This window comes from Chimaeribacter sp. YP20170169, assembly GCF_056739715.1.
In genome coordinates this window covers 2,437,568-2,463,620 of sequence record NZ_CP176824.1, presented here as the reverse complement: position 1 = coordinate 2,463,620, position 26,053 = coordinate 2,437,568, and the positions used below count along the sequence as shown (strand labels likewise).

At 59.4% G+C, this 26,053-nt stretch carries 26 protein-coding genes and 1 tRNA gene; 13 read left to right on the top strand and 14 right to left on the bottom strand.

The genetic code is table 11. From position 1 onward, the window contains the following. From ACK3SD_RS11215 to rmf, 5 genes are all read left to right on the top strand, one after another. Entirely contained in the window at positions 1-1,905 is a 1,905-nt protein-coding gene (locus ACK3SD_RS11215; RefSeq protein WP_481125531.1) for an ABC transporter ATP-binding protein, read from the top strand. Between the two features lie 92 nt (positions 1,906-1,997). After that, positions 1,998-3,239: a membrane integrity-associated transporter subunit PqiA gene (gene pqiA / locus ACK3SD_RS11210; RefSeq protein ID WP_481125530.1), complete on the top strand. Its 1,242-nt coding sequence runs from the start codon at positions 1,998-2,000 to the stop codon at positions 3,237-3,239. After that, the gene (pqiB, locus tag ACK3SD_RS11205; protein ID WP_481125529.1) at positions 3,226-4,869 is read left to right on the top strand and encodes an intermembrane transport protein PqiB; all 1,644 of its coding nucleotides are present in this window, start codon (positions 3,226-3,228) and stop codon (positions 4,867-4,869) included. Before pqiA ends, pqiB begins: the two co-directional genes overlap by 14 nt. Beyond that, positions 4,866-5,432 (top strand): membrane integrity-associated transporter subunit PqiC, encoded by a 567-nt coding sequence (gene pqiC, locus ACK3SD_RS11200; protein WP_481125528.1) that lies wholly within the window; start codon positions 4,866-4,868, stop codon positions 5,430-5,432. The genes pqiB and pqiC overlap by 4 nt, the downstream gene beginning before the upstream one ends. A gap of 268 nt (positions 5,433-5,700) precedes the next feature. After that, positions 5,701-5,868 (top strand): ribosome modulation factor, encoded by a 168-nt coding sequence (gene rmf / locus ACK3SD_RS11195; protein ID WP_137763622.1) that lies wholly within the window; start codon positions 5,701-5,703, stop codon positions 5,866-5,868. A gap of 62 nt (positions 5,869-5,930) precedes the next feature. Here the strand turns inward: rmf and fabA are convergent, their stop codons facing one another. Beyond that, positions 5,931-6,449 carry a bifunctional 3-hydroxydecanoyl-ACP dehydratase/trans-2-decenoyl-ACP isomerase gene (fabA, locus tag ACK3SD_RS11190; protein ID WP_137763621.1) on the bottom strand — a complete coding sequence of 173 codons (519 nt, stop codon included), beginning with the start codon at positions 6,447-6,449 and terminating at the stop codon, positions 5,931-5,933. Positions 6,450-6,516: 67 nt separating this feature from the next. Then, positions 6,517-8,262 (bottom strand): AAA family ATPase, encoded by a 1,746-nt coding sequence (locus tag ACK3SD_RS11185; protein ID WP_481125527.1) that lies wholly within the window; start codon positions 8,260-8,262, stop codon positions 6,517-6,519. 208 nt (positions 8,263-8,470) lie between these two features. Here ACK3SD_RS11185 and matP point away from each other — a divergent pair, with 208 nt between their 5' ends. Then, on the top strand, positions 8,471-8,926 hold the full coding sequence (gene matP, locus ACK3SD_RS11180; RefSeq protein ID WP_137763619.1) for a macrodomain Ter protein MatP: 456 nt from the start codon (positions 8,471-8,473) through the stop codon (positions 8,924-8,926). Between the two features lie 108 nt (positions 8,927-9,034). Here the strand turns inward: matP and ompA are convergent, their stop codons facing one another. Together ompA and sulA are read right to left on the bottom strand one after the other, a co-directional pair. Next, positions 9,035-10,105 (bottom strand): porin OmpA, encoded by a 1,071-nt coding sequence (gene ompA / locus ACK3SD_RS11175; RefSeq protein ID WP_481125526.1) that lies wholly within the window; start codon positions 10,103-10,105, stop codon positions 9,035-9,037. 356 nt (positions 10,106-10,461) lie between these two features. After that, the gene (gene sulA / locus ACK3SD_RS11170; protein WP_481127537.1) at positions 10,462-10,917 is read right to left on the bottom strand and encodes an SOS-induced cell division inhibitor SulA; all 456 of its coding nucleotides are present in this window, start codon (positions 10,915-10,917) and stop codon (positions 10,462-10,464) included. A 266-nt stretch (positions 10,918-11,183) separates the two neighbouring features. Here sulA and ACK3SD_RS11165 point away from each other — a divergent pair, with 266 nt between their 5' ends. Further along, positions 11,184-11,798 (top strand): TfoX/Sxy family DNA transformation protein, encoded by a 615-nt coding sequence (locus ACK3SD_RS11165; RefSeq protein ID WP_481125525.1) that lies wholly within the window; start codon positions 11,184-11,186, stop codon positions 11,796-11,798. A 40-nt stretch (positions 11,799-11,838) separates the two neighbouring features. On the opposite strand, the gene yccS is transcribed toward ACK3SD_RS11165, so the two are convergent. Together yccS and ACK3SD_RS11155 are read right to left on the bottom strand one after the other, a co-directional pair. Further along, on the bottom strand, positions 11,839-13,983 hold the full coding sequence (gene yccS, locus ACK3SD_RS11160; protein ID WP_481125524.1) for a YccS family putative transporter: 2,145 nt from the start codon (positions 13,981-13,983) through the stop codon (positions 11,839-11,841). 73 nt (positions 13,984-14,056) lie between these two features. After that, positions 14,057-14,497 (bottom strand): YccF domain-containing protein, encoded by a 441-nt coding sequence (locus ACK3SD_RS11155; protein WP_137763614.1) that lies wholly within the window; start codon positions 14,495-14,497, stop codon positions 14,057-14,059. Between the two features lie 163 nt (positions 14,498-14,660). On the opposite strand from ACK3SD_RS11155, the gene helD reads away from it, so the two are divergent. After that, positions 14,661-16,646 (top strand): DNA helicase IV, encoded by a 1,986-nt coding sequence (gene helD, locus ACK3SD_RS11150; protein WP_481125523.1) that lies wholly within the window; start codon positions 14,661-14,663, stop codon positions 16,644-16,646. A 7-nt stretch (positions 16,647-16,653) separates the two neighbouring features. Here helD and ACK3SD_RS11145 read toward each other — a convergent pair whose 3' ends face one another. Next, on the bottom strand, positions 16,654-17,112 hold the full coding sequence (locus ACK3SD_RS11145; RefSeq protein ID WP_137763612.1) for a methylglyoxal synthase: 459 nt from the start codon (positions 17,110-17,112) through the stop codon (positions 16,654-16,656). A 133-nt stretch (positions 17,113-17,245) separates the two neighbouring features. Beyond that, positions 17,246-17,926, bottom strand: coding sequence for a DUF2057 family protein (locus ACK3SD_RS11140; RefSeq protein WP_481125522.1), 681 nt, complete (start codon positions 17,924-17,926; stop codon positions 17,246-17,248). A gap of 249 nt (positions 17,927-18,175) precedes the next feature. Here ACK3SD_RS11140 and ACK3SD_RS11135 point away from each other — a divergent pair, with 249 nt between their 5' ends. Next, a complete protein-coding gene (locus tag ACK3SD_RS11135) occupies positions 18,176-18,595 on the top strand; it encodes a CoA-binding protein (RefSeq protein ID WP_481125521.1) in 420 nt (139 codons plus the stop codon). A 54-nt stretch (positions 18,596-18,649) separates the two neighbouring features. Here ACK3SD_RS11135 and hspQ read toward each other — a convergent pair whose 3' ends face one another. Together hspQ and rlmI are read right to left on the bottom strand one after the other, a co-directional pair. After that, positions 18,650-18,967 (bottom strand): heat shock protein HspQ, encoded by a 318-nt coding sequence (gene hspQ / locus ACK3SD_RS11130; RefSeq protein ID WP_137763609.1) that lies wholly within the window; start codon positions 18,965-18,967, stop codon positions 18,650-18,652. 65 nt (positions 18,968-19,032) lie between these two features. Continuing rightward, complete coding sequence (gene rlmI / locus ACK3SD_RS11125; RefSeq protein WP_137763608.1) at positions 19,033-20,223, bottom strand: 23S rRNA (cytosine(1962)-C(5))-methyltransferase RlmI; 1,191 nt, start codon at positions 20,221-20,223, stop codon at positions 19,033-19,035. Between the two features lie 89 nt (positions 20,224-20,312). Between rlmI and yccX the strand changes: the two genes are divergently transcribed. Further along, positions 20,313-20,591 carry an acylphosphatase gene (yccX, locus tag ACK3SD_RS11120; RefSeq protein WP_481125520.1) on the top strand — a complete coding sequence of 93 codons (279 nt, stop codon included), beginning with the start codon at positions 20,313-20,315 and terminating at the stop codon, positions 20,589-20,591. Here yccX and tusE read toward each other — a convergent pair whose 3' ends face one another. Next, on the bottom strand, positions 20,592-20,921 hold the full coding sequence (gene tusE / locus ACK3SD_RS11115; protein WP_137763606.1) for a sulfurtransferase TusE: 330 nt from the start codon (positions 20,919-20,921) through the stop codon (positions 20,592-20,594). Between the two features lie 104 nt (positions 20,922-21,025). Then, entirely contained in the window at positions 21,026-21,682 is a 657-nt protein-coding gene (gene yccA / locus ACK3SD_RS11110; protein ID WP_137763605.1) for an FtsH protease modulator YccA, read from the bottom strand. A 218-nt stretch (positions 21,683-21,900) separates the two neighbouring features. Between yccA and ACK3SD_RS11105 the strand changes: the two genes are divergently transcribed. Both ACK3SD_RS11105 and ACK3SD_RS11100 read left to right on the top strand, forming a co-directional pair. Then, positions 21,901-21,988 (top strand) — tRNA-Ser (locus ACK3SD_RS11105). A gap of 680 nt (positions 21,989-22,668) precedes the next feature. Next, positions 22,669-22,857 carry a hypothetical protein gene (locus ACK3SD_RS11100; RefSeq protein ID WP_137763604.1) on the top strand — a complete coding sequence of 63 codons (189 nt, stop codon included), beginning with the start codon at positions 22,669-22,671 and terminating at the stop codon, positions 22,855-22,857. Here the strand turns inward: ACK3SD_RS11100 and ACK3SD_RS11095 are convergent. Continuing rightward, positions 22,835-23,338 carry a cupin gene (locus ACK3SD_RS11095; protein ID WP_481125519.1) on the bottom strand — a complete coding sequence of 168 codons (504 nt, stop codon included), beginning with the start codon at positions 23,336-23,338 and terminating at the stop codon, positions 22,835-22,837. The genes ACK3SD_RS11100 and ACK3SD_RS11095 overlap by 23 nt on opposite strands. Positions 23,339-23,726: 388 nt before the next feature. On the opposite strand from ACK3SD_RS11095, the gene osmE reads away from it, so the two are divergent. Beyond that, the gene (gene osmE / locus ACK3SD_RS11090) at positions 23,727-24,062 is read left to right on the top strand and encodes an osmotically-inducible lipoprotein OsmE (RefSeq protein ID WP_481125518.1); all 336 of its coding nucleotides are present in this window, start codon (positions 23,727-23,729) and stop codon (positions 24,060-24,062) included. 251 nt (positions 24,063-24,313) lie between these two features. On the opposite strand, the gene ACK3SD_RS11085 is transcribed toward osmE, so the two are convergent. Next, the gene (locus ACK3SD_RS11085; RefSeq protein ID WP_481125517.1) at positions 24,314-26,047 is read right to left on the bottom strand and encodes a potassium/proton antiporter; all 1,734 of its coding nucleotides are present in this window, start codon (positions 26,045-26,047) and stop codon (positions 24,314-24,316) included. Positions 26,048-26,053: the final 6 nt, after the last annotated feature.

The following is a 26,053-nucleotide window of genomic DNA, read 5'->3' as shown; positions in this document are numbered from 1 at the left end:
ATGTCTTTAATCAGTATGTCCGGTGCCTGGCTCTCCTTCAGTGATGCACCGCTGTTAGATAACACCGAACTGCATATCGAGCCGAACGAGCGCGTCTGTCTGGTGGGCCGCAACGGCGCGGGCAAATCCACCCTGATGAAGATCCTCAACCGTGAGGTGCCGCTGGATGATGGCCGCATCGTCTACGAACAGGATCTGATTGTGGCGCGCCTGCAACAGGATCCGCCGCGCAACATCGGCGGCACGGTATTTGACTTCGTCGCCGAGGGCGTGGCGGAGCAGGCCGAGCACCTGAAGGCTTACCACGCCATCTCCCATCAGGTGGAGCTGGACCCGAGCGAGAAGAATCTGGCGCGCATGGCGCAGATCATGGAAGTGCTCGACCATCAGGGGCTGTGGCAACTCGACAGCCGCATCCAGGAGGTGCTGGCCCAGCTGTCGCTGAATGGCAATGCCGAGCTGTCGTCGCTCTCCGGCGGCTGGCTGCGCAAGGCGGCGCTGGGGCGCGCGCTGGTCAGCGCCCCGCAGGTGCTGCTGCTCGATGAGCCAACCAACCACCTGGACATTGAGACCATCAACTGGCTCGAAGGCTTCCTGAAGGAGTTCCAGGGCAGCATCATCTTCATCTCCCACGACCGTTCGTTCATCCGCAACATGGCGACGCGCATCGTGGATCTCGACCGCGGCAAGCTGGTCTCCTATCCCGGCAACTATGACCTCTACCTGACGACCAAAGAGGAAGCCTTGCGGGTGGAGGAGCTGCAAAACGCTGAGTTCGACCGCAAGCTGGCGCAGGAAGAGGTGTGGATCCGTCAGGGCATCAAGGCGCGCCGTACCCGTAACGAGGGCCGCGTGCGGGCGCTGAAGGCGCTGCGCCGCGAGCGCGCCGATCGCCGTGAGGTGATGGGCAGCGCCAAGATGCAGGTCGAGGAGGCGTCGCGCTCCGGCAAGATCGTCTTTGAGCTGGAGAACGTCAACTACCGGTTGGCTGACAAGGTGCTGGTGAAGGATTTCACCGCCCAGGTGCAGCGCGGCGACAAGATCGCGCTGGTAGGCCCCAACGGCTGCGGCAAGACCACGCTGCTGAAACTGATGCTCGGTCAGCTGAAAGCGGACAGTGGCCGCGTCCACTGCGGCACCAAGCTGGAGATCGCCTACTTCGACCAGCACCGTGCGGAGCTGGACCCGGAGCGCACGGTGATGGACAACCTGGCGGAGGGCAAGCAGGAGGTAATGGTCAATGGCCGGCCGCGCCACGTGTTGGGCTATTTGCAGGACTTCCTGTTCCACCCGAAACGCGCCATGACGCCAGTGAAGGCGCTCTCCGGCGGCGAGCGCAACCGCCTGCTGCTGGCGCGCCTGTTCCTGCGCCCCAGCAACCTGCTGATTCTCGATGAACCGACCAACGACCTGGACGTGGAAACGCTGGAGCTGCTGGAGGAGTTGATCGACAGCTATCAGGGCACCGTGCTGCTGGTCAGCCACGACCGTGAGTTCGTCGACAACTGCGTGACAGAGTGCTGGATCTTCGAAGGGCAGGGGAGCATCAACAGCTTTGTGGGCGGTTACCATGACGCCCACCAGCAGCGTGCGGCCTCCCGTAGCCTGCGCCAGCCTGCGGCCACGGCTCGCCCGGCGGAGTCAGCACCGAAAACCGACGCCCCCAAACGCGCGGCAAACAAGCTAAGCTATAACCTGCAACGCGAGCTGGAGCAGTTGCCGCAGCGCATCGAGGCGCTGGAGATTGAGATTGCCTCACTCCAGGAGACCATGAGCGATGCGGCCTTCTTCAGCCGTCCGCATGAGGAGACCCAGCGCGTGATTGATGCGCTGGCCAAGGCGGAGAGCGAGCTGGAAGTGGCGTTTGAGCGTTGGGAAAGCCTTGAGGCGCAAAAGAACGGATAACTGAGGTGGCGGCCGCGAGGCCGCCCTGTTGTCTGAGGAGACCTATGCCGTTGAAGAGTGAGGCTGTGCACGTGCATCGCCCGGAAGATCAGATGTTATGTCCGCAATGCGACCTGATGGTGGCCTTGCCGCCCCTCTCCCCCGGCAACCGGGCCAACTGCCCGCGCTGCCATACCACGTTGCACACGGCCTGGTCTGAGCCTCGCCACCGTCCTACTGTATTTGCCGCCAGTGCGCTGCTGATGCTGCTGCTGGCCAACCTGTTCCCCTTCATCAACATCCATGTGCGCGGGCTGAGCAGCGAGATTTCGCTGCACCAAATTCCGCAGGTGATGATGTCAGAAAACTACGCCAGCATGGCTGGCATGTTCATCCTGTTTGTGCAGCTGGTGCCGGCGTTCTGCATGGTCGCCATCATTTTGCTTTGCCAGCGGGTACGGATGCCACAGACGCTGAAAGTGCGGATGGCGCGCCTGCTGTTCATGCTGAAGGCGTGGAGCATGGTAGAGATCTTCCTTGCCGGGGTGCTGGTCAGCTTCGTCAAGCTGATGGCCTATGGCAACATTGGCGTGAACCTCAGTTTCTACGCCTTTGTGCTGTTCTGCCTGTTGCAGGTACGCGCCTTCCAATGTCTGGATCGGCGCTGGCTGTGGCATGACATCGCGCCAGCGCCGGTTATCCGGCAGGCAGTGCGGATCGGCGAGAGCGGCCTGCAACAGGGGCTGCGCGCCTGCCCCTGCTGTACGGCGGTGCTGCCAGCCGATGAGACGCTCTGCCCGCGCTGCCATACCGTTGGGCATCTGCGTAAAAAGCACAGCTTGCAGTGGACGATGGCACTGCTGATCACCTCGGCGATGCTCTACGTCCCGGCCAACATCCTGCCGATCATGAATACCGAGCTGCTGGGCAATGCCGCGCCCTCGACCATCATGGCCGGGGTGATTGTGCTCTGGAGCGACGGCGACTACCCGGTGGCGCTGGTGATCTTCATCGCCAGCATCATGGTGCCGACGCTGAAGATGATGGCGATCGCCTGGCTCTGCTGGGACGCGCGCCACCCACACCGCCAGCGTGACAGCGAGCGGATGCACCTGATCTATGAGGTGGTGGAGTTTGTTGGCCGCTGGTCAATGATAGACGTGTTCGTGATCGCCGTGCTCTCTTCCTTGGTCAGGATTGGGCAGTTGATGAATGTCTATCCGCAGATCGCTGCGGTACTGTTTGCCATGGTGGTGATTTTGACCATGATCGCCGCCATGACCTTTGATCCCAGGTTGAGCTGGGATGGCCTGAATAGAAAAAACCAGAAGGAGCTGCACCTTGACAGCAAATGAAGGCACCCACGCCAAGGTTGAGAAGATCAAACGCTGGTCGCCGGTGTGGATTGTGCCGATTGTGACGGCACTGATTGGCGCCTGGATCCTGTTCTACCACTTCAGCCACCAAGGGCCAGAGGTGACGCTGATCACCACCAGCGCTGAGGGCATTGAGGGGGGCAAAACCACCATCAAGAGCCGCAACGTGGACGTTGGCCGGGTGGAGAGCGTGACGTTGAGTGATGACCTCAACCACGTCATCCTGAAGGCACGCCTGAACCCGGAGATGGAGAAGCTGCTGAAGGGCGACTCCGCTTTCTGGGTGGTGAAGCCACAGATTGGCCGCGAAGGCGTGTCCGGGTTGGGCACGCTGCTCTCCGGCGCTTACATTGAGTTGCAGCCGGGGCGCAAGGGGGAGGCACCGGCCGAGTACCAGTTGCTTGACTCGCCGCCGCTGGCCGCACCCGATGCCAAGGGGATTCGCGTAGTGCTCGACAGTGAGCGCTCCGGCCAGCTTACGCCGGGCGACCCGGTGCTATTCCGTGGCTATCGCGTTGGATCGGTGGAGACCGCGAAATTCGATACCCAGTCGCGCTCAATGCACTACCAGCTGTTCATCAATGCTCCCTATGATTCGCTGGTGACCACCAACGTGCGCTTCTGGAAGGACAGCGGCGTCAACTTCGACATGTCCGCGCAGGGGATGCGGGTGGAGATGGGTTCCCTGACCACGTTGTTCAGCGGCGGTGTCAGCTTTGACGTGCCGAGCGGCTGGGAGCGCGGCGATGAGGCGCAGGAGCACGCGGAGTACGCGCTGTTTGATGACCAGCGCAGTATCCAGGATTCGCTCTACACCAAGCACCGCGACTTCGTGATGTTCTTCTCCGACTCCATCCGTGGCCTGACGGTGGGCGCGCCGGTGGAGTTCCGTGGCATCCGCCTTGGGACCGTAGCCGAAGTGCCGTTTGTGATGCGTGGCGTGGAGCAGCAGATTGACAACGACTACCGCATCCCGGTGCTGATCCGCATTGAGCCGGATCGCTTTGTCAAACAGCTGGGCGAGCACTTTGACATGGACACGGCATTGAAGGATGCGCTGAAGCGTGGCCTGCGTGCCTCACTGAAGTCTGGCAACCTGCTCACTGGGGCGCTCTACATCGACCTGGACTTCTACCCGAACGAGAAGCCGTGGAGCACACCGCGCGAACTGGCGGGCTATCCGTTGTTGCCCACCACCAGCGGCGGCCTGGCGCAGATCCAGCAGAAAGTGATGATGACGCTGGACAAGATCAACGCCTTGCCACTCAACCCGCTGATCAATGAGGCCACCCAGACGCTGGCACAGAGCAAGCGCACCCTGGCGGAGACGCAGCGCACCATGGCGTCGCTGAACAAAATCGTCAACAGCAAGGAGATGCAGGACTTGCCAGCGGACATGCAGCAGACGCTACGTGAACTGAACCGCAGCATGAAGGGCTTCCAGCCCGGCTCACCGGCCTATAACAAGATGGTCGCCGACATGCAGCGTTTGGATCAGGTGATGCGTGAGCTGCAACCGGTGTTGCGCACCATCAATGACAAGAGCAACGCGCTGGTGTTTGAAGCATCTGACAGCCCCGATCCTCAGCCGAAGAAGGCCAAAAAATGATGAAATGGATACTTCCCATGACGCTGGCGGCGCTGCTGGCCGCCTGTAGCAGCAGTGACGACAACAAAGCCTACTATCAGTTGCCGGATCTGCCGTCCAGCGCCGCCCCTGTCGCAACGGGCGCGCAGGTGGCGCAGCGCCAGCTGTGGATTGAGCAGGTGGAAGTGGCGGACTACCTGAATGGCACCGGCGTGGCCTACCAGACCAGCGCGGTGAAATACCACATCGCCAAGGACAACCTGTGGGCCAGCCCGCTGGAGCAGCAGTTGCAGCAGACACTGGCGGCCCAGCTGGGGCGCGAATTGCCGGGCTGGCTGGTCTCTTCCCGCGCCATGAGCGGCGAGCAGGCGGTACTGAATGTGACCGTGACCGGTTTCCACGGCCGCTACGATGGCAAAGCCATCATCAGCGGCCAGTGGACATTGAACCGTGACAACCAGATCATCAGTCAGCCCTTCAACCTGCAACTGGAGCAGGGTGAGGATGGCTATGATGCGCTGGTGAGCACATTGGCGCAGGGCTGGCAGCAGCAGGCAAAGGTTATTGCCACTTATCTAAAATAGGCTAACAAAAAAAGTCAAAGCCCGGTGGGCCAGCCGCACTCTGCGCTGACCCACCGGGCTTTTTTTATTATTATCAGGTAATTACGCTATCATCATTTACATCAGTGAGTTACCTGAATCGCCTAACATACCTCACAAATGTGACATTGGCGTGAATTTTGCGCATTGATCTTCCGCTTTATTCGGTCTATTGATCACATGTGGCGCGCGCAACTGGCGGCGTTACTGTTTTCTTTCCACCAGACTATCAATGAGGGAAATGAGGCATATGAAGAGACAAAAACGCGATCGCCTAGAACGGGCACATTCACGCGGGTATCACGCAGGTATTTCAGGGCGCCCCAGGGAGCTATGTCCCTATCAATCGTTGGATGCCCGGTCTCACTGGTTGGGAGGTTGGCGACAAGCCATGGAGGACAGGGCTGTGACCGCTTAAGCGGCGCCCTGTAAGAGAAAGGGATAACCTCCGCCACGGCGCGGAGGTTTTCATTTTGGCGCTTAGAACGCGCTAGTGTCCTTGAACAGGCCCACTTTCAGATCGGTGGCGGTGTAGATCACCTTGCCATCAACCAGCACTTCACCATCTGCCACGCCCATGATCAGCTTGCGGTTGATCACACGCTTGAAGTTGATGCGATAGGTCACTTTCTTCGCGGTCGGCAGCACCTGGCCGGTGAATTTGACTTCACCCACGCCCAGCGCACGGCCTTTGCCTTCGCCGCCCAGCCAGCCGAGGTAGAAGCCAACCAGCTGCCACATCGCGTCCAGACCCAGACAGCCCGGCATCACCGGATCGCCGATGAAGTGGCAGTCAAAGAACCACAGGTCAGGGCGGATATCCAACTCTGCTTCCACGTAGCCTTTGTCATGGCTGCCGCCGGTTTCGCTCATTTTGACGATGCGATCCATCATTAGCATGTTGCCAGACGGAAGCGGCGGGCCGCCTGCGCCGAACAGTTCACTGCGGCCGGAGGCTTCCAGATCTTCTTTCGTGTAAGAGTCGCGTTTTTCTACCATGTCGATGTAAGCCTTATTTTAATGAAGGTCGCAGATTAGCGTACAGGTGTAAGCTGAACAACTCCGATCAGCCGTGGTTAAACCAGTTTAACCAGCGCAGTCCCCAGGGCAGATGCCTGCGTTCCTGTGCGGTGACCTGTGCTATGCGATCCTGAATGGCGCCCAGCAGGCTGGGTTGCTGTTCGTCAGCATAGGTTACGCCTGTGATTATCGTTAATGCCTCAGCGGCGGTAGTGACAGCCCACACATGGAACTGCCCCTCACGCACGGCATCCACTACCTGCGGTTGCAGGCAAAGGTGGCGCAAGTTAGCCAGCGGCAGGATTACGCCCTGCTTACCGGTCAGCCCGCGCCGTTGGCAGACTTCAAAGAAGCCCTCAATCTTTTCATTGACCCCGCCGATCGGCTGGACGTTACCAAACTGATCCACGGAGCCGGTCACGGCAATCTGCTGGTTGAGCGGCTGCTGCGCGAGGGCGCTGATCAGCGCACATAGCTCGGCCAGTGAGGCGCTGTCGCCATCCACTTCACCGTAGGACTGCTCAAACACCAGCGAGGCGGAGAAGGGCAGTTGCTGGTCCAGCTCCAGTTCTGAGATCAGGAACGCCTGCATGATCATCATGCCCTTGGCGTGCAGGTTGCCGCCCAGCTCCGCCTTGCGCTCCACGTCATGGAACTCGCCGTCGCCAGCGTGCACCACGCAACTGATGCGTGATGGCTCGCCAAAGGCGCGCGGGTGGCCGGGGTACTCCAGCACCGAAAGGCCGTTGATCTGGCCCACCACTTCGCCTTCGGTTTCAATCAGGATCTGGCCCAGCTCAATCTCATCCTGCATCCGCTCGGCCAGATAGCTCTCGCGCCATGCCTTGGCCTGACGCGCGGCGTCGAAGGCCTGCTCGTCCAGCAGCGGGCCATTGCCATAGAGCGCGGCCTCTGAGAGCAGGGTGGCAATCCACTCCGGGCAGAGCGGCAGGCTGCCCTGATCGCCACTGAAGCGCACCGCCTCCGTCAGCAGGCCCGGCCAGGCGTCGGCCGCCGGGCGCGGCAAGGAAAGGGTGTCCGCCAGCGTATTGATATAGGCACACCAGGTCGCCATCTCTTCCGGCTCGGTGAGTGGCAACTCGCCCTCAAACTCGCCATACAGCCCTTGATCGACCAGCTCCGGCTCCATCTCATTGAGATCGGCCAGGCCCGGCCGGTCACCGACGATAATCAGCTTCAACGCCAGCGGCATGGGTGGGATGGCGACCGGCAGGGGGCGGCTCTCGTCCGGCGAGATCCAGCGGAACACCCCTTCGTTGACCATCTGCTTGAGCCGCAGCCACATCAGCGGCTGCGCCAGCAAGGTACGCACGCTCAGGATCAGCACGCCGCCATTCAGCTGGTGCACCACGCCCGGTTGCAGCACCAGCTGGCCGTCCAGCAGGGCGGCACGGCCAAACAGCTGCTCTGGCTCTATCCACTCATGGAACTGGCAACGCGACGTGGCGCTAAACGAGCCGGAAGCGGCAGGAATAAAGTGGGCGGTGGTACCCTCAATCTGGTAGTGGCCGCCAGCCGGGCCGTCGCGCTCTGGCAACAGGCCCTCTACCGCCTCAGCGATGACCGAGAGATAGGCACGACTCTCCTGGGCTTTAACCGTCATCATGCGTGGGCGGGACTGGGGATGACAGAACAGGGTCAAGCCATTTTCCAGTCGCGGTTGGATCGCGGAGAAGGTTATCGGGGCCAATTCTGGCGCCGCGGCGAATAATGCCTCATAAGGCGCGGCGTCAGGAAGAAGTGACTGCCATTCAAGTCGGTTATTGGTCAAAGTATCAGGGTCAATCAGTAATAGGTAAAGGGCGATTATACAAGAATAACGAAGGCTGCATATACGCAGAGTGTCTCATCCGGGATTCAGGTTCCAGGGTAGATGTGGAGTGCGCAAAAAACAGACAAATCACAGAAAGAAAAGGGGTAAAAAGTCGTCGCAAAGCTGTTATGCTTAATAACGTTACACGGTCACATTAAGGCGCGCAATGAAATACCAGCAACTCGAAAATCTGGAAAGCGGATGGAAATGGAAGTATCTGGTGAAAAAACACCGGGAAGGGGAGCACATCACCCGCCATCTTGAAAACAGTGCTGCGCAACACGCCGTACAGGCGTTGCTACAGATGGAGAGCGAGCCGGTTAAAGTCCTGCAATGGATCGCCGAGCATATGAACCCGGCGTTGGATAACCGCCTTAAGCAGACTATCCGGGCGCGGCGCAAACGCCACTTCAATGCCGAGCACCAGCACACCCGCAAAAAATCGATCGACCTGGAGTTCCTGGTCTGGCAGCGGCTGGCCGGACTGGCGCGCCGACGCGGCGTCACGCTGTCAGAAACGGTGGTACAGCTGATCGAAGACGCGGAGCGCAAAGAGAAGTATGCGAGCCAGATGTCCTCACTGAAACAGGATTTGCAGCAGATTCTGGCCAAGAAAGAGTAGGCCGTGGTCAAGGGAACATAAAAACCGCATTGGCGGTTTTTTTATGGTTGATTGCTGGCATAAAAAAACCCCGCCGAAGCGGGGTTTTTATTATCTGGAGCGTTTAACTTAAGCCTGCGGCTGAGTTACAACGTCTTTAATGCCTTTCACTTCGATCTCAACACGACGATCCGGAGCCAGGCAGTTGATCAGGGCGTTACGGCCTTTCACGCTGTCACAGGTAGAACCGGTAACCGGCTGGCTTTCGCCCATGCCGCGTGCGGAGATTTTGTCAGCCGGGATGCCTTTGGAGACCAGGTAGTCCACAACGGACTGAGCACGCTGCTCAGACAGTTTCTGGTTGTACTGGTCGGAACCGATGCGGTCGGTGAAGCCCAGAACCACAACAGAACCGTCTTTCGGGTCCATGGAGCTCAGCTGGGAGTACAGCTGATCCAGAGCCTGCTGGCCTTCGCCTTTCAGGGTGGATTTGTTGAAGTTGAACAGAACGTCAGACTTCAGGGTGAAGCGCTTGGTCTCAACAACCGGAGCCGGGGCCGGAGCCGGAGCAGCGATCGGAGCAGCTACGTCATCCTGACCGAAACGGTAGGAGACGCCCAGGCTCAGCATGGCGTTGTCAGGACGTGCACCCACGGTGCCTGCGTCGCCGATGTTGTTAACCCACTGGTAGTCCAGACGGGTAGCCCAGTTTTTGGTCAGTGCGTATTCCAGACCTACAGCAGCCAGCGGGGACACGCCAGTGTCGTTGTCGCTGATACGGTTGCCGTTTACGAAGCCTTTGGAGTCAGCGCGCCATACCATACCGCCCAGACGGGTGTAGATGTCCAGCTCGTCGTTGATCGGGTAGCTCAGTTTAGCAGCCAGCTGAATGCCTTGTGCCTTGAATGCACCGTTGTTTACGCTGCCTTTGTAAGGCATACGGCCAAGCCAGTCATATCCCATTTCAAAGCCCAGGTACTGGTTCGCTTGGTAGCCTACGAACGCACCTGCACCCAGTTGGCTTTCATGAGTTGGGCCATTGCCAACACCGTTGTAGCCGTTACCATAGAAACCAGTGTCATGGTACTGGGACCAGCCCAGTTTAGCACCGGTGTACCAGGTGTTATCTTTAGGGGCGGCTTGCGCTACGGTAGCGAAACCTGCCAGTGCCACTGCTAATGCGATAGCTGTCTTTTTCATTTTGCGCCTCGTTATCATCCAAATAGGCAATGAGCTTTAAGCTGTTATAAGCCCTTGGTTAAAATCCTTCGTCAAGGTTATTGCTTCCGTTAGTTACTTTGCCAATTGATTTGGCCTTATAGAGCAACCTTGGCGATGTAAAGTCTACAACGTGGCGTGAAACTTACAAGTATGAAGTTTTCAGGGCCAGCAAAAATGGCTTAAAACGTACATAATTTTTAACATGTTCGAGCAATTGGTGACGAATTTAGACGGAAAAAACCCTTAATGGACGTTAAACAGGCCGCTTGAATGGCGGGTTGTAGAGTTATTGACGTCAAAAAGGGCTTTTTTCATGAGAATATTCCTAATTTGTGTCAATGATAACGTGATGAGTGAATTTTAAGGGCCGGGAAATGTCCGCACGCCCGGCGCTCCCCCAACTGAGGGCGCATAATGAAACCGTAAGCCTGCCCGCGTTGTGCTGCTTGTTGCAATCGGGCATGTTCGGCGTCGGTCAGTTCCGGCAGCCACCCTAACACCACGCTGTAATTGCCGCTCTGCAAAGCCCTTGCCATCGCTTCTACTGTAGAGGCAGGGGGCAGGGTGCGCAGCTGTACCACTTTATCCACCGGCAACCCGGAATCACGTAGCCAGTGGCGGCTCAATTTCTGTTGAGGGGCCAGCCAGAGCAACCAGCGGGACTGGGCGCCGAGGTGGTGCAGGAGGGGAAGAAGGATGTGTGCCAGGACAGGCTGCTCCTCGCTGTAGACAAATTCGCTGATCAGGCCACCTTGGTATTCCGGTGAGGCTGGTAGCGTGGAGGACGACATTGTGATTTGAGCGTGTTCGCCAGTCTGATAGTTATGAAGAGATGGACGCATAATTTCCCTGCCCTGAAGTCACTGTATGCATATACAGTATCCCCAGAAAATTCAAAAATCAACGCCATTCTTTCAAAGCAGCTCGCAGATTTAGCAGGTAATCCGCTGCAAACGCAATTTGTATTTGGCACTCTCACCCAGTTTGCGTATTTTGTAATTCGCTGTTCTTAATACAGTTATTTCGCTTATAGACCTATTTACTAAAGGAAATAGTAATGAAGAACCTATACAAAAAAAGGATCGATCGCGCCAAGCTCGCGCTGGCCTCTTTGGGTGAAATTTGTACTCGTCCGCAGTTCGGCGGTTATGGCGTATTGGTCGGCGGCGTGATGTTCGGCTTGTTTTTGCAGGGTGAACTTTATCTACGCGCCACGGCGCACATTGAGGCGGAATTCCTCCAGCAGGGGATGACGCGACTGCGCTATCTGCGTCGCGGCCTGCCGTTGACCCTGAAATATTACCGGATAACGGAGGCGCTATGGGCGGATGAGACGCAGTTGCTGGCGCTCGCGACCCTCGCCGTGGAGAGCGCCCGCCGCGAGGGAAGCGAGAAGCAAGGTGATACCCGGCTAAAGGCCTTGCCCAATATTGGCCTTAACCTGGAGGGGCAGCTGCTACAGGCCGGTATCGGCAACCCGGCTGAGCTGAAAGCACAGGGTGCCAAGGCGTGCTATCTGAAGCTGGATACCGAGAAAACGCCCCTGAGCATCCGGGTGCTGTTTGCTCTGGAGGGGGCGATCACGGGCTACCATGAGGCGGCGCTGCCACCGGAGCGCCGTGAAGAGTTGCGCAGCTGGTATGAGAGCATCCACCCCGCCGCCAAAAAGTAAGCCTTGAGGTCAGGCGGCCAGCCAGTGGGCTGGCCGCCATTCACGCCGCACTCTCCTGTGCAGGGTGCGCCAGCCGCTGATGCAGGGCCACCAGCTCCGGCAGCAGCCGTAGCACCAGCCCCACCTGTTGCAATACCAACTGCTCACGGCTCTCGGCCTCCGGCGTGATACTTGCCACCCGCTGCGAGAGCTGGGCCAGCAGCCGCTGGATGCGCGCGGCGTCATGCTCGGTCAGGTGCAGCGCACCATCGACGTAGCAGGCGGTGTCATCCAGAATGGCGAGGACGGCCGGATCGCCCAGTTCGCCGCGGTGCGCGCCAAGGGCGGAAATATAGCTGAGCAGCGTATGGTTAAGGCAGAGCAAGCGGAACGCCTGCTCCTGGCGATCGGCACTGTTATCTGGCTCCGCCGACATATTGGAGATCACCGACGCCAATTCGGCATTGCCATTGTGAGCATCGCGACGGGCGATACGATACTCCAGACGATTGTCGCGCCCCTGATGGTACTGCACCAGTATGGCGTCAAGGTAGCGGCAGTCGGCATTCAGCGCCCGGTCAATCACCTGTGGCAGTTGGCGGAAACGCCAGTCCGGCCAGATAAAACTGACCGCCGCCCAGGCGATGGCACAGCCCAGCAGCGTATCCACCACGCGAGGCAGTGCCACCTCAAATCCCTCACCCAGCAGGTTGAAGCAGAGCAGCACCAGCAGGGTAATGAACATGGTGGCATGGGCATACTGCACGGTGCGGAAGGCAAAGAACAGCACGCCACTGATGACAACCAACACCAACTGTCCCTCCGTCGAGGGGACAAAATAGAGGATCGGCAGGCCGAGCAGCACCCCGGCCAGCGTGCCAATGATGCGCAGCGCCAGCCGGCGGCGGGTGGCGTTATAGTTGGGCTGGCAGACAAACAGGCTGGTCAGCAAAATCCAGTAACCGTGATCCATCCCGGTCACCTGGATGAAGGCGTAACCGACGCAGAGCACCACGGACATGCGAATGGCGTGGCGGAACAGCGCCGAGCGCGGCGTCAGGTTGCGGCGAAAACGCAGCAACATATCCCCCCAGCCTGACAATCCCTCCTCCGACAGCCGCTCATGGGCGTAGAGGGCGGCGCTCGCCTGCTCAGACTCAATGTTTGCCAGCTGTGCATCAATGGCGCGCAGGTTTTTCAGCAGGTGGCGCAGCGCCCGCAACAGGTCGCGGTTCTCTGCGTCGGCGGAGAGCCGAGTCAGGGTCGCCTGCAGGTGGCTGAATGCCCGCTCAAACTGGCTGTTATGGTGATAGGTCTGCTGGTGCAGAACGCACTGTGCCAGATGCTGACAGGCCCGCGCCTGCATAGTCAGCAGCCGCTGGAAGCGGAACATGATGTCGCTGTAGCGGAATTTTTCACTCAGCTCACGGTACTGGGCGTGGGTGGAACTGGCGCGCTCATGGATATCCTGCGCCGCAAAGTAGTAGTGCAGGGCGCGGCGGGTGCCACGCTGGCCGCGATCCCCCTTCAGGCGCGTCAGCAAGGAAACTTTGGTCTGGTTGAGGGTCGCGACCAGTGTGCCGTTAGCCATCGCCACATCAATCAGCGCCTGATTGCCCTCCTCAAGGTCGGGATCAAACAGGTTGGATTTGGCATCCAAATAGGCGGCCAGCTGGTCAAAACTGCGGGCAATCAGATCCTGTAGCGGCCGGATCGGATAGATCAGGTGACCAAGCAGCGTTAACAGGTTGTACCACATCGCGCCGCACAACAGCAGCAGCGGTTGCTGGTACCAGACGTGGTACATCGACGTCCCCAACATGGTGTACACGGCGATCAGCAGGGCGCCAAAGGCGATGGTGGCGTAGCGCTGCCCGAGCGCGCCAAGCAGGATAAACCCGCAGGTGGAGAGCGTCAGCCCGGCGGCAAACAGCCAGGGGTAGGGGAACAGCAGCTCAATTGAGGCGGAGGCGACAAAGAAGCAGAGCAGCGTGATCAGCAGGTTGCGCAGGCGACCGGCCAGGCGATCGTCCAGATCGGCCAGCGCCGCCGCTACCACTCCCAGCGTCAACGGAATGGTGAGCTTGGGCTGGCCCAGCCACCAAGGCACCGCCGCCGCACCGGCCAACGCCAGGGTGATACGGATATGGTACAGGACGCTGCTGTTATAAAAGTACCGACGCAGGCCGGTGGCATAAGCGAGCACAGAAGACTCCGCAAATCAGAAAATTGGCCCGGCCGCAGCCGGGGCGAGGGCAGGCCAGGTGGCCTGTCGCCGATTAACGGCGTCGGGCGTTATCCAGCCGCGCCTGTTGCGCCACTTCGACTGGCACCACGCGGCGGCCCACCGGCCACAGGGCAATGGCCGCAATCTTGAAGTTGGCGATGCCCACGGGAATGCCAATGATGGAGAGGCACTGCACCACGCCGGTGGCGATGTGGGAGAGGCAGAGCCACCAGCCAAACAGCACGAACCAGACCACGTTCAGCAGCGTGCCGCCACTGTTGAGCAGGGTACTGCTACGCTCCGGGTAGAGCACATCCACATGCACCGCCTCATTGCCGTAGGGCAGCAGCGACAGCTTGGTGATCTCCCAACAGGAGCGGGTCAACGGCAGGGTGAAGATCAGCACCACGCTCACCAGCGTGGCAAACAGCCAGGCGAGGGTGGTGAAAAAGCCACCCAACACGAAATTCAAAATATTCAATACAGTACGCATAATAGAAAAGTTGTCCCTTATTTAAAAAACCTGGTTGCCAGAGTGCGCTATGGTTGTGCCACACCCGGCCAGTTTACCCTTTTTTTAACGCTGGAGCGCCTATCCCTCCCACAGGTAAACTTGCGCTGGAACATTGAACCCTTGGTAACTGACAGCGTGGATTATGGAACTGAAAGCAACGTCACTGGGCAAACGTCTGGCGCAGCACCCCTATGACCGGGTGCGGCTGCTCAATGCGGGCCTCGAGGTGAGTGGGGAGCGACACCACTACGTGATCCCTTTCAACCAATTGGTCCGTATTCAGTGTAAACGAGGAATGGTCTGGGGCGAGCTGGAGTTTGAGCTGCCGGGCCAGAAAGTGGTGCGGCTGCATGGCACTGACTGGCAGGAGACGCAGCGCTTCCACCACCACCTGAACGAGGTGTGGCAGCAGTGGAGCGAAGAGATGAGCGTCATCAGTGCCAACGTATTGCAGGCGCAGAGCGCGGCACTGGCGCAGGCGGAGCAGGCCAATGGCTGGATGAGCCAGCCCGCCCTGTCAGCCTTGCAGGCGGAGATTGCCGATACCTTTGCCGCCCTGCCGATGCCGCTGGCACGAATGACGGAATTTGACGCCTGCCGCGCCGCTGCAGCCCACTGCCGTGCGTGGCTTGAGGAGGGGGAAGCACGGCAGGCGGCGCGCAACCGCCGCTGGGCGAAACAGATGCAGGAGGCACACCCGGCGTGGCTCGCCACCTCAGCCACTGGGCCGCTGGATGAGCGGCAGGTGCAGGCGGTAGTGAATGGCGAACGCGCCGTGCAGGTCATGGGCATGGCTGGCAGTGGCAAAACTGCGGTGCTGGTGGCACGCGCTGGTTGGTTGGTGCAGCGCGGCGAGGCCGCCGCCGGGCAGATCCTGCTGATCGCCAGCGGCCAGAGCACGGCAGATGAGCTGAACGGCCGCCTTAAAATCGAGCAGGGCAAGCAGGCCCCCGAGGCCCTTACCGTGCCCGCGCTGGCGTTGCAAATTCTCCAGCAGGGTGGGCGCAAGGCGCTGGTGCTCAGCAAATTGGAGCAGGATGAGAAGGCGCGCCGCGCCCTGTTGCTGAAGCTATGGCGGCAACAGTGTGAAGAGAAAAAGCCACAGGCCAACGGCTGGCGTCTCTGGCTGGAAGAGGAGCTGGGCTGGGCGTTGCCTGCCGGCGCGTACTGGAAAAACCGGGCGCTGGGCGAGCGGCTGGCCGGTCGGCTCGATCGCTGGCTGGGATTGATGCGCGCGCACGGTGGCAGCCAGGCCGCAATCATCGCTGAAGCGCCAGAGGCGCCAAGCTTCGAAAAACAGGTAAAACTGATGGCCCCGCTGGTGAAGGGGTGGCGCAGCGCCCTAAAAGAGGAGGGGGCCGTGGATGCCGACGGCGCGATCCGGCAGGCGCTGGATCGCCTGAACAAGGGGCGTTTCAATCCACCCTGGCGGCATATTCTGCTGGATGAGTGGCAGGATTTGCCGCCGCTACATGCGCAGTTGTTGCGTGCCCTCTGTACGGGCGACGATGGCCCCAGCCTGTTTGTCGCCGTCAATGCGTCGCTGTCGCATGAAACTCACACACAAGCATTACCGGCTGCGATGGCGGTGTGTCCGCTGGCACGCAGCTACCGCGCCGACGCGATAGGCGAGCTTGCCGACCGCCTTCTGGCCGGCCACGCGGCCGCGCGCCGCAAGCCGGGCCTGCGGAACGGGCCATCGCCGGACTTGCTGCTGTTGCCGGATGACCAGCTGGCCGCGCTGCTCGACAAACTGAGCGGTTTTGCGCAGGAGAAGGAGCGGGTGCTGCTGCTGGCGCGTGACGTGCACCAACGTCCAGCGCTGCTGCAAAAGGCGAAAACCCGCTGGCCAAAATTGTCGCTGGCTTTCTCGACCATTCAGATGAGCGCGGGGCAGGAGGCAGAGTATGTGATTGTGCTGGAGGCGATGGCGGATGAGGGCGCGGTAGCGGCACTGGAACAGGCGCTGGCACCTGCGGAAGAGGCTGGCGCGGAGAGGCAACGGTTGCTCTATCTGGCGCTGACCCGCGCCCGCACGCGGGCCTGGCTGCTCTCTCCGCCAGAGGCGCCCTCGCCGTGGGCGGCGGCGCTGCGTGCGCAGGGCGTGCCGCAGCGTCGCACGCCCTGACGGGGGATTATTTTAACCGTTCTTGCAGATAGCGCTGGTAGTCAGGGATGGTGACCTTCACTTCCTCACGGAACAGGCCGGCGCTGATCAGGAAATCCGCCGTGGCGCGGTTGTTGGCGACCGGGATGTTCCATACCGTCGCCAGACGCAGCAGCGCCTTGACGTCCGGGTCATGCGGCACCGCATTCAGCGGGTCCCAGAAAAAGATCAGCACATCAATCTTGCCCTCAGAAATCAGTGCGCCCACCTGCTGGTCGCCGCCCATCGGCCCGCTTAGCATACTGGTGACCTCCAGCCCGGTATTGCGCTGCACCAGGTTACCGGTCGTGCCGGTGGCATAGAGCCGGTGCTCTGAGAGCAGGGCCTTGTTCTCATCCACCCAGTTCAACAGGATATGCTTGCAGTGATCGTGGGCAACCAGGGCAATGTGCTTCTGCTTGCCGATCGTGCGGGTCGTAAATTCCATGCGATGTCCCTTATCAGACGTTGAGATAAGTGACAGAGTACTGAAACTGTTTTTCTCTGCAAATGCCGGAGCGGGGAAAAGCGGCCCGCGAGGAGAAAAAAGCGCTTTTTGTAGAAAAAAGCGCTTGATGAAGTTATTTCGCGGTTGCGCGGTGCTGTTCCGCCCAAGAGAGGAAGCGAGCTTGAGTGGTGTGATCCGCCTGCTGGAACCAGTACTGCAACATCTGCTCGGTGACGTTCTCGCCCTGTAGCGTGACGGTCTTCTGGTTGACGTTGCCGACCACCACGGGCAGCGCGGCTGGGGCCTCCTGAGGTTGGATGGCGAGTGCCGGCAGTGAGGCCGGGTGTTTGCCAGCATTGTAGCCAGCCATGACATGCTCAAGATCTGCCATCAGGCTCAGGCCGGGCACCTGGAGCGTATCGCGGCGCAGCGGCAAGGGTTGCTGCTGCTCATCAAGAATCTGGTAGTCGCGGTGTGTGTCAAAACGGCGGCCATCACGATCGCTGGCCAGAGTGGGGAGCTTGATGCTGATTTTTTTATGGTTTTGGGTGTCAAAGACCGCGATCTGCGGCGAAGAGTGGTAGATAAATTGATCATGCTGACCCGATTTGACCACCTTGGAGACGCGGAACAGCAGCTGGTGCTCCCCGGCGCTCAACTCCAGGCTGTCAGCACTCTTCAACAGCGAGCCTGATACTTTTTTGCCATCCACCACCAGCAGATCCACTTCGGGTGACAGCGCCAGCGTAGCGGCCATAGCCGGCAGGCCGACGGCCAGCGCCAGCAACCCGGCAAACAGCCTTGCTTTTTTCATTGTGCTCTCCTTTATAAAAATTGACCGCCGATATTCTCAGTGAACCGCCACAGTGTGTCAAAGTTTTTCAAATGGCCAATTTGTTAATATTTAGAAATGAAATGACTGTTGATTATTTATTCATTACGTGAATTTTGTGCTGACAAATTGAACGGAATGGTGCGGTTTGCGGCAAAAAATGTGCGATGAAGTGACGGGCGTCGCCGGTGGGTTACACTTAGCACACTGAACAGGCAAAGGAGTGGAACCATGCAACAGAGTGATATTGCACAAATCCTGCAATCGGTGAAAACAATCGCGCTGGTGGGTGCCAGCGATAACCCGTCACGGCCAAGCTATGGGGTGATGGCCTATTTGCTGGCACAGGGCTATGACGTGATTCCGGTCAGCCCCAAACTGGCAGGCAAAAGCGTGCTGGGCCAGCAGGCAGTGGGTTCGCTAAAGGAAATTGGCAAGCATGTGGATATGGTCGACGTGTTTCGCAACCCCGATGCGGCCTATGGCGTCGCGCAGGAGGCGATTGAGATTGGCGCGGATGTGCTGTGGTTGCAGATTGGCGTCATTAATGGGGAAGCGGCGGTGCTGGCGCAGGATGCTGGCCTGAAAGTGGTGATGGATCGCTGCCCGAAGATTGAGATCCCCCGGCTGGGGCTGCACAAGCCGGCATAAGGCCATAAAAAAGCCCAGACTGGGTCTGGGCTCAGGCGTTTCTCAGTGATGCAATCAGTGGCGCAGGCGCGGGGTCTTGAGCTGGTGCCGGATATTTTCGGCCAGCTCATCCAGCGAGGGCTGCTCAGGGTGGGCCTGGGCCACTTCACTATCGAGTTGCGCCTCAGCCAGATAAGTGTGCACTGGCTGCCCCTGATCGTCCTCCATGACCACGTGATACCAGGGCGCGAAGCGCAGCGTGTCGCTGTCTGCTACCTCCTCCGCACTGGGCTTGTCCAATGAGTATTCGGGATCGATATCGATTACCACGCCCAAATACCCTAGCAGCTTATGGCGAACCTGCTGGCCAATACCAAATTTGCTGGCAATCATAGATGACCTCCTGAGAAACCGTGCCTTAACCCAACAGATATGGGGGCAAAAGGCACGTTTTCAAGTTACATCACCCGGCAGGCAAAGCCTTTCAGATAGAGTCCTTCAGGATAGGTGGCAATGACCGGGTGATCCGCCGCCTGGCGGAACTGCTCTATAAATTGTACATCACGCCCCGCATCCACAGCGGCATCGGCCAAAATTTTCTGGAAAAGATCGGTGGGCATCAGGCCAGAGCAGGAGAAGCTCAGCAGGATGCCGCCCGGCGACAGGATCTGCATCGCCAGCATGTTGATGTCTTTGTAACCGCGGCAGGCGCCCGCCAGCTGGTTCTTGTTCTCGACGAACTTGGGCGGGTCCATGACGATCAGGTCGAAGGTTTCGCCGCGGTCACGGTAGGCGCGCAGCAGCTGGAACACATCTTCGCGCACGAAATCGGCCTTGCTCAGATCCAGCTGGTTCAACTCGACGTTCTGGCGCGCCACATCCAGCGCCGCCTGAGAGGTGTCAACGCTGGTGACATGGCGGCAACCGCCCATCAGCGTGGAGACGGCAAAGGCACCCGTATAGGAGAAGCAGTTCAGCACCCGGCGGCCTTCGGCATAGCGGCGTGCCGCCAAACGGCTGTCACGCTGGTCGAGGTAGAAGCCGGTTTTGTGGCCCTGCTGGATATCCACCAGCAGCTGCATACCGTGCTCGGTAATAGGCAGCAGCGCTGGCGGCAGGTCGCCCAGCACCTGGCCTTGGGTCAGCGGCAGCCCCTCTTTCTTGCGCACCGCCACATCGGAGCGATCATAGATCGCGCACTCTGGGAAGCAGTGTTGCAGGGCAGAGAGCAGCGCCGCACGCTGGAACTCCGCGCCAGCGGAGAGCAGTTGCAGCACCAAAAAGTTTTGGAAGCGGTCGATGGTGATGCCCGGCAAACCATCGGACTCGCCAGCAATCAGGCGGTAGCCATTCAGGCCGTCGCGCTCGGCCAGCCACTGGCGCCACTGCTGCGCCTGCTCCAGACGGCGGATGAAGAACGCGGTATCGATCGCCTCTTCTTTGTCAAAAGTCCAGACACGGGCGCGGATCTGGGACTGCGGCGAGTAAGCGCCACGTGCCAGCCACTTGCCCTGGTGGTCATGGATCTCAATGGTGTCGCCCGAGGCGGCTTTGCCCTCAACGCGCGCAACGGCGCCGGAGAAGACCCAGGGGTGACGGCGGAGCAGGGATTTTTCACGCCCTTTGGCGAGAAACAGACGTACGGTCATAATATAAAGGCTGCCAGCTGAAAAAAAAGAGCGACATTGTCGGGCGGTGGTGCCGAAAATGCAATGAATCACATCAGGAGGAGAAGATTATGGCAAATGTCTGTGTTTCTGCCTATGTCTATGGGCGAGTACAGGGCGTTGGATTCCGTTACTCAACCCAGCAGCAGGCGACCCAGCTTGGCCTGACCGGCTACGCGCGCAACCTGGACGACGGCAGCGTCGAGGTGGTGGCGTGCGGATCACAGGAGCAGGTGGACAGCCTGATTGACTGGCTGAAACAGGGGGGGCCAAAAAGCGCCAAAGTGGATCGGGTACTGACGGAACCCAAGGCCCCCGGCGACTACCCTGATTTCAGGGTGCGTCACTGATTACAGGCACTTCACGGGCTTGGGCAGGCCGGCAATTTTGGTGGCCTGCTTGGCTGGCCCCTTGGGGAACAGGCGGAACAGATAGCGACTGTTGCCCTTCTCCTCACCATACTTTTGTGCCATCGCCTTGACCAGCATCCGCACGGCCGGCGAGGTATTGAACTCCAGATAGAAGCCGCGCACAAAGCGCACCACTTCCCAGTGCGCGTCCGTCAGCTCAATGCCCTCTTGCTCCGCCAGCAGGGGCGCCATGCCCTCTTGCCAGTCGGCGCTGTTTTTCAGATAGCCCTGCGCATCGGTCTCGATGGGGCGGCCTTCAAACTCGAACATACAACCTCAGTCATGCAGAAAAAACGGCGGGCAGTCTAGCAAAAATCGTGTGCGACGGACAGCAGGGCGTCGCCCCAGCTGAGTGGGGCGACGGGGCTGGGGGATCAGTTGCTGCGGGCGAAGCCTAACAGGCTCAGCAGGCTGACAAAGATGTTGTACAGCGACACATAGAGGCCAACGGTGGCGCGGATGTAGTTGGTCTCGCCGCCGTGGATGATGTTGCTGGTCTCCCACAGGATGGCACCTGAGGAGAAGAGAATGAACAACACGCTGATCGCCAGGTAGAGCGCCGGGATTTGCAGGAACAGATTGGCGATCACTGCCACCAGCAGCACCACAAAGCCCGCCATCATCATGCCGGAGAGGAAGGACATATCTTTACGCGTGGTGAGCACGTACGCCGAGCAGCAGAAGAACACCAGTGCGGTGCCGCCCAATGCCAGCATAATGATGTCCCCCGCGCCCGCCGAGAGCAGCGAACTCAGGATGGGCCCCAGGGTATACCCCATAAAGCCGGTCAGGGCGAAGGTTGCCAGAATACCGGCCGGGCTGTTAGCCAGACGGTAGGTCAGGAACATCAGGCCATAAAAGCCCACCAGCATCAGCAACAGGCCGGGTGCCGGTAGTTGCAGCAGGGTACTGGCCGTCGCCGTCAGGGCAGAGAAGCCCAGCGTTAACGCCAGCAGGAAATAGGTATTGCGAAGCACCTTGTGGGTGCTGAGGAGCGATGACTCCCGTGACGATACGACGATACGATCCATAACCATCCACCTATAAAGAGTGAAAAGAGAGGAAATAATAAGAAGTTACCGTAAGCGGGCAAAGGCGTTTTACCCTTCTTTACGCGCTCCTGACGCATAAAAACGCATCATTCTGATGATATTTGCAACGCTTGCGTGCCTTATGCCGATTTTTCAGGCAATTGATACACGTCGGGCTTTACAACGGGATCGGGGATGTTTATAGTTCGCGTCGTTGCGGAGGAGTGGCCGAGCGGCTTAAGGCAACGGTCTTGAAAACCGTCGATGGGAAACCATCCGTGAGTTCGAATCTCACCTCCTCCGCCACTCTCCCTGCAGTATCTCATGACACTCTCCCTGATAGTTCCAAACACCGTATCTCCTTTGACTTTCCTTATCTTTGCACCGATGTTCTCTCTGTCTGTGAATGCCCGCAGAAGTGTGATCCTGTTCTAACTTAAGCACGACACATAAGTCGTGGTAGTGGAAAGTGATGTTCATCACATTCAGAAACTAAGTAATAAATTAGGATTAGTGCCAATAGACGAACGGAGGTTGTCTGTTGTTTTCCCGTCGAAGAGCTGACTTGCCTGACAACCGGAGATAAGCGCCGGGGGTGAACGACCTTTCCTCACGGACTTCTGTTAGCAGCAGATAGGCCAATCAGTAAAATGATGTTTTGCAGCAAAAATATACCCTGCCTGGCGCAGGGTTTTTTTGTTGCTGGCGATCGGTGATGGCTGCGGCGCGTGGCGCATCTGGGCTGTATTGTTTATTATATCTTCATACTGGGCGTGAATATGTGTCGCCTACGATTGCACGCAGTACGCTGCGTAATGAGATGTTGTGGAAAAGAGATCCCCTCTCCCGGAGAGACCTCCGTATCAGGAGACGTTGGGCGACGCGCAGTTTGCGGTCGCCGTGCTGGTGGTAGCCTCCAGCGCCCTTATCATTTTTACGCTGATTATTACACTACTGGTGACCTGACGGACAAGGAGGGAAACAGCATGGAGAAGAACCGTTTCGATGACAACAAACTGATTGCCCTCATTGCCTTGCTGGCCTCCAGCCTGATTGTGGTCTCTGTGATGTTTGCTATCACCTACTTCAATGATGTGAAGCACGACGACGCCCGGCTGGACGTCAAACGCTGCTATATCAAAGAGTCACCCTCTACACTTTCACCCAATACTTGAGGCACCCCTCGCTGTGGCCAGTGACCGGATCGCTGGTTGGCAGCGGCACCGCGAGCACGCTTTTGCGGCGTTTCGCCAACAGCGGCGGCTCATCCCGACAGAGGTCAGGGCTAAAGCCGGTGGGGTAGGCACCCACCAGCATAAAAGCTTTGTCTGCCTCCATCTGCTTATGACCCACCCCTGCCGGGAGCAGCAGCACATCCCCGGCCGTGACCTCATGCACTGGCCCGCCTTCACCACCGAGCTGTAATTTGGCGGAGCCAGCGTAGCAGCCGAGTACCTCATGGGTGTTGGAGTGGAAATGGGTATAGGGGTAGACCGGGTAACGCCACTGTGGCAGCCAGCCATTGGCGGTGAACAGGCGCTCCAGGTAGGCCGCGGGGTCAGCGGTTTCCGGCGGCAGCACATGGTGATAGAGGATCACCGGATAGGGGCTGTTAGGGACACCGTGGGCAGCTTTGGTCAGTGCAATCCTCTCCATGGCAACCTCCCGTGATTGCGCGCGCGCCGGGGAACCAAAGGGCGACACGGCCAGTAAAATGAAAAAGCCGCAAAACTGGCGGCGATCAAGCGGCATCGGCGCTCCTCCTTGGGTGACGGTGGAATAAGCACAGCAATTGCGCAGGCTTACATCAAACAGGTATAGCGCAAAACGTGATGCTGGTCGCGGTAGGAAGATTTTTCCTGTGGCTTTTTTTCCCACGCGGACGCAGGCAAACATGCCGTCTGGCAAGGGGTGGCGCGCGCCCGGCAGGGGTAAACCGGTCTCATGGGAAAATGCCGGGCGGTGGCAAAACGGCAAACGAATTTGAAAAACTTGCGTTATCTTCTAGGCTTAAAGGACATCACGCACCTCAGGAGGAGAAGTCATGAATAAAAAAACGCTGTTAATGGCGGCAATGGGAGCTGTTACGCTGCTGTCAGGCTGTACCGCATACGACCGCGCCGCCAGCTATGTGGATGAGCCGGTTGTCAGCGATGTCAAAGTCGGTATGACCCGCGACCAGGTGCGCGCCATCGCCGGCCCGCCGTCCACCGACGCCACGCTGGTGCATGCCAAGGGCACCTGTAGCACCTACGCGGTAAAACCGCGTGACGGCAAGGCGCAGACCTACTTTGTCAGCTTTGATGAGACCGGCCATGTGATGAACAAGGGCTACCAGTCCTGCTCCGATTACGACAAAGACCCGCAGCAGGGCCAGTAATCGCACCACATCAGAGAGGCCGCCGGGGAGACCCGGCGGCCTTTTTTTATCGATGAGTGGGCAATCGCGCAATTTGGCAGCAAAGCGGCCAGCTATTCCCGCCATGGCCGGCGGGGGAGATGGCGTAACCTGAGTGTTCACTCACAAGGAGACGCCATGAGACCGAAAACTGAGCGGTTGTTTAAATGCCTGAGCCTGCTGTGCGGGCTGACCATCGTCGTGCTGCTGGTGGTGATGTACCGTACCAGCCCCTAGGCCGGCTCGTCGCCGTCAATTTTCACGCCGATCCGGGTCACGGTGTGGCCCTCCATCTCTGCGATAGTCCAGACCAGATCGTTCCACTCCACGTGGTCGCCAATCACCGGCTCGCCGCCCAGATGCTGCATGATGAAGTGGCGCAACGGCTGGTTGGGATCAATCTTCGCCTCCAGCGTCAGCCCATACTGCGCCGCCACGCCGCCCAGCGGGGCATCGGCGTCGAGGATAAAGTCGCCGAAGAAGCGCTCATCCACCACCCGGGTTTTCGGCGTCTCGCTAAACAGCTTGCCGAGCCGCGGAATGTCGCTCTCGCGGCCAATCACGCACAGGATGTCCCCCTCCTGCAAACGGGTGTGGCGGGAGGGGTAGATCATCTCCTGGCCGCGGAACAGTGCGGTGATGCGGGTCTGTGGCGGCATGTGCAGGTCACGGATTGCCGCGCCGATGTACCACTTCTCCGCGCCAAGCTTGTAGGTAAAGTGCTGCCAGACGTTTTGCGGGTCGATGTCCAGCCCAATGCGTGACTCCGGCGTGGGCTGGGGCGGCACCAGCACCCGCGCCCGCTGGGCGGCCCACGCCAGCGAGCTGCCCTGCACCAGCAGTGACACCAGCACAATAAAGAAGGCGACGTTGAAAAACAGCCGCGCATCCGGGATGCCCGCCATCATCGGGAAGACCGCCAGGATGATGGGCACCGCGCCGCGCAGGCCCACCCAGGAGAGGAAGATGCGCTCGCGGCCCGTAAAACTGCGGAACGGCAGCAGGCTGGCGAACACCGCCACCGGCCGGACAAACAGGATCATCCACACCGAGAGCAGCAGCGCCGGCACGGCAATCGGCAGCAACTGGCTGGGGGTGAGCAGCAGGCCGAGCACCATGAACATGCCAATCTGGCTTAGCCAGGCCATGCCGTCAAAGGTCTGCAAAATGCCGTGGCGGTTGCGGATCGGGGAGTTGCCGAGTTTCAGCCCGCAGAGGTAGACCGCCAGAATGCCGCTGCCCTCCAGCAGTGTAGTAAGGCCAAACACCAGCAGGCCGCCGCTCAGCGCTAGCAGCGGGTAGAGGCCGTTGGCCAGCGAAATGCGGTTGATGGATTGCTGCAACAGCCAGCCGCCCGCAAAGCCAAGCAGGATGCCGAGGCCAAACTGGCGCACGATGTCGATAAGGAACATCCAGCTCAGACCCTGCTCGCCCTTGCCGATCATGTCAATCAGGGTGATGGTCAGGAACACCGCCATCGGGTCATTGCAGCCGGACTCAATCTCCAGCGTGGCGCTGACGCGGTCATTCAGCCCCTTGCCGCCAATCAGCGAGAAGACCGCCGCCGCATCCGTCGAGCCGACAATCGCGCCAATCAGCAAGCCCTGATAGAGATCGATGTCAAACAGCCAGGCGGCCGCCAGCCCGGTGAGGGCGGCGGTGAGCACCACGCCCAGCGTCGCCAGCGACAGTGCCGGCCATAGCGCGACGCGGAAGTAGGAGGCGCGGGTGCGCATACCGCCATCCAGCAGGATCACCGCCAGCGCCAGGTTACTGATCAGGTAGGCGAAGGGGTAGTTGTCAAACTCGATGCCGCCCAGACCATCGACCCCGGCCAGCATCCCGATAGCCAAAAAGATCACCAAAATGGGGATGCCGAGGCGGGAAGAGAGCGAACTTAGCAGAATGCTTGCCCCCACCAACACGGCACCAATCACAAACAGTGTGTTGATTGTGGATGCGTTCACTCTGCC

Coding starts and splice junctions, on each gene's coding strand:
- ACK3SD_RS11215 (WP_481125531.1), top strand. CDS start 1: ATGTCTTTAATCAGTATGTCCGGTGCCTGGCTCTCCTTCAGTGATGCA.
- pqiA (WP_481125530.1), top strand. CDS start 1,998: ATGTTATGTCCGCAATGCGACCTGATGGTGGCCTTGCCGCCCCTCTCC.
- pqiC (WP_481125528.1), top strand. CDS start 4,866: ATGATGAAATGGATACTTCCCATGACGCTGGCGGCGCTGCTGGCCGCC.
- rmf (WP_137763622.1), top strand. CDS start 5,701: ATGAAGAGACAAAAACGCGATCGCCTAGAACGGGCACATTCACGCGGG.
- fabA (WP_137763621.1), bottom strand. CDS start 6,449: ATGGTAGAAAAACGCGACTCTTACACGAAAGAAGATCTGGAAGCCTCC.
- matP (WP_137763619.1), top strand. CDS start 8,471: ATGAAATACCAGCAACTCGAAAATCTGGAAAGCGGATGGAAATGGAAG.
- ompA (WP_481125526.1), bottom strand. CDS start 10,105: ATGAAAAAGACAGCTATCGCATTAGCAGTGGCACTGGCAGGTTTCGCT.
- sulA (WP_481127537.1), bottom strand. CDS start 10,917: ATGTCGTCCTCCACGCTACCAGCCTCACCGGAATACCAAGGTGGCCTG.
- ACK3SD_RS11165 (WP_481125525.1), top strand. CDS start 11,184: ATGAAGAACCTATACAAAAAAAGGATCGATCGCGCCAAGCTCGCGCTG.
- ACK3SD_RS11155 (WP_137763614.1), bottom strand. CDS start 14,497: ATGCGTACTGTATTGAATATTTTGAATTTCGTGTTGGGTGGCTTTTTC.
- helD (WP_481125523.1), top strand. CDS start 14,661: ATGGAACTGAAAGCAACGTCACTGGGCAAACGTCTGGCGCAGCACCCC.
- ACK3SD_RS11145 (WP_137763612.1), bottom strand. CDS start 17,112: ATGGAATTTACGACCCGCACGATCGGCAAGCAGAAGCACATTGCCCTG.
- ACK3SD_RS11140 (WP_481125522.1), bottom strand. CDS start 17,926: ATGAAAAAAGCAAGGCTGTTTGCCGGGTTGCTGGCGCTGGCCGTCGGC.
- ACK3SD_RS11135 (WP_481125521.1), top strand. CDS start 18,176: ATGCAACAGAGTGATATTGCACAAATCCTGCAATCGGTGAAAACAATC.
- hspQ (WP_137763609.1), bottom strand. CDS start 18,967: ATGATTGCCAGCAAATTTGGTATTGGCCAGCAGGTTCGCCATAAGCTG.
- rlmI (WP_137763608.1), bottom strand. CDS start 20,223: ATGACCGTACGTCTGTTTCTCGCCAAAGGGCGTGAAAAATCCCTGCTC.
- yccX (WP_481125520.1), top strand. CDS start 20,313: ATGGCAAATGTCTGTGTTTCTGCCTATGTCTATGGGCGAGTACAGGGC.
- tusE (WP_137763606.1), bottom strand. CDS start 20,921: ATGTTCGAGTTTGAAGGCCGCCCCATCGAGACCGATGCGCAGGGCTAT.
- yccA (WP_137763605.1), bottom strand. CDS start 21,682: ATGGATCGTATCGTCGTATCGTCACGGGAGTCATCGCTCCTCAGCACC.
- ACK3SD_RS11100 (WP_137763604.1), top strand. CDS start 22,669: ATGGAGAAGAACCGTTTCGATGACAACAAACTGATTGCCCTCATTGCC.
- ACK3SD_RS11095 (WP_481125519.1), bottom strand. CDS start 23,338: ATGGAGAGGATTGCACTGACCAAAGCTGCCCACGGTGTCCCTAACAGC.
- osmE (WP_481125518.1), top strand. CDS start 23,727: ATGAATAAAAAAACGCTGTTAATGGCGGCAATGGGAGCTGTTACGCTG.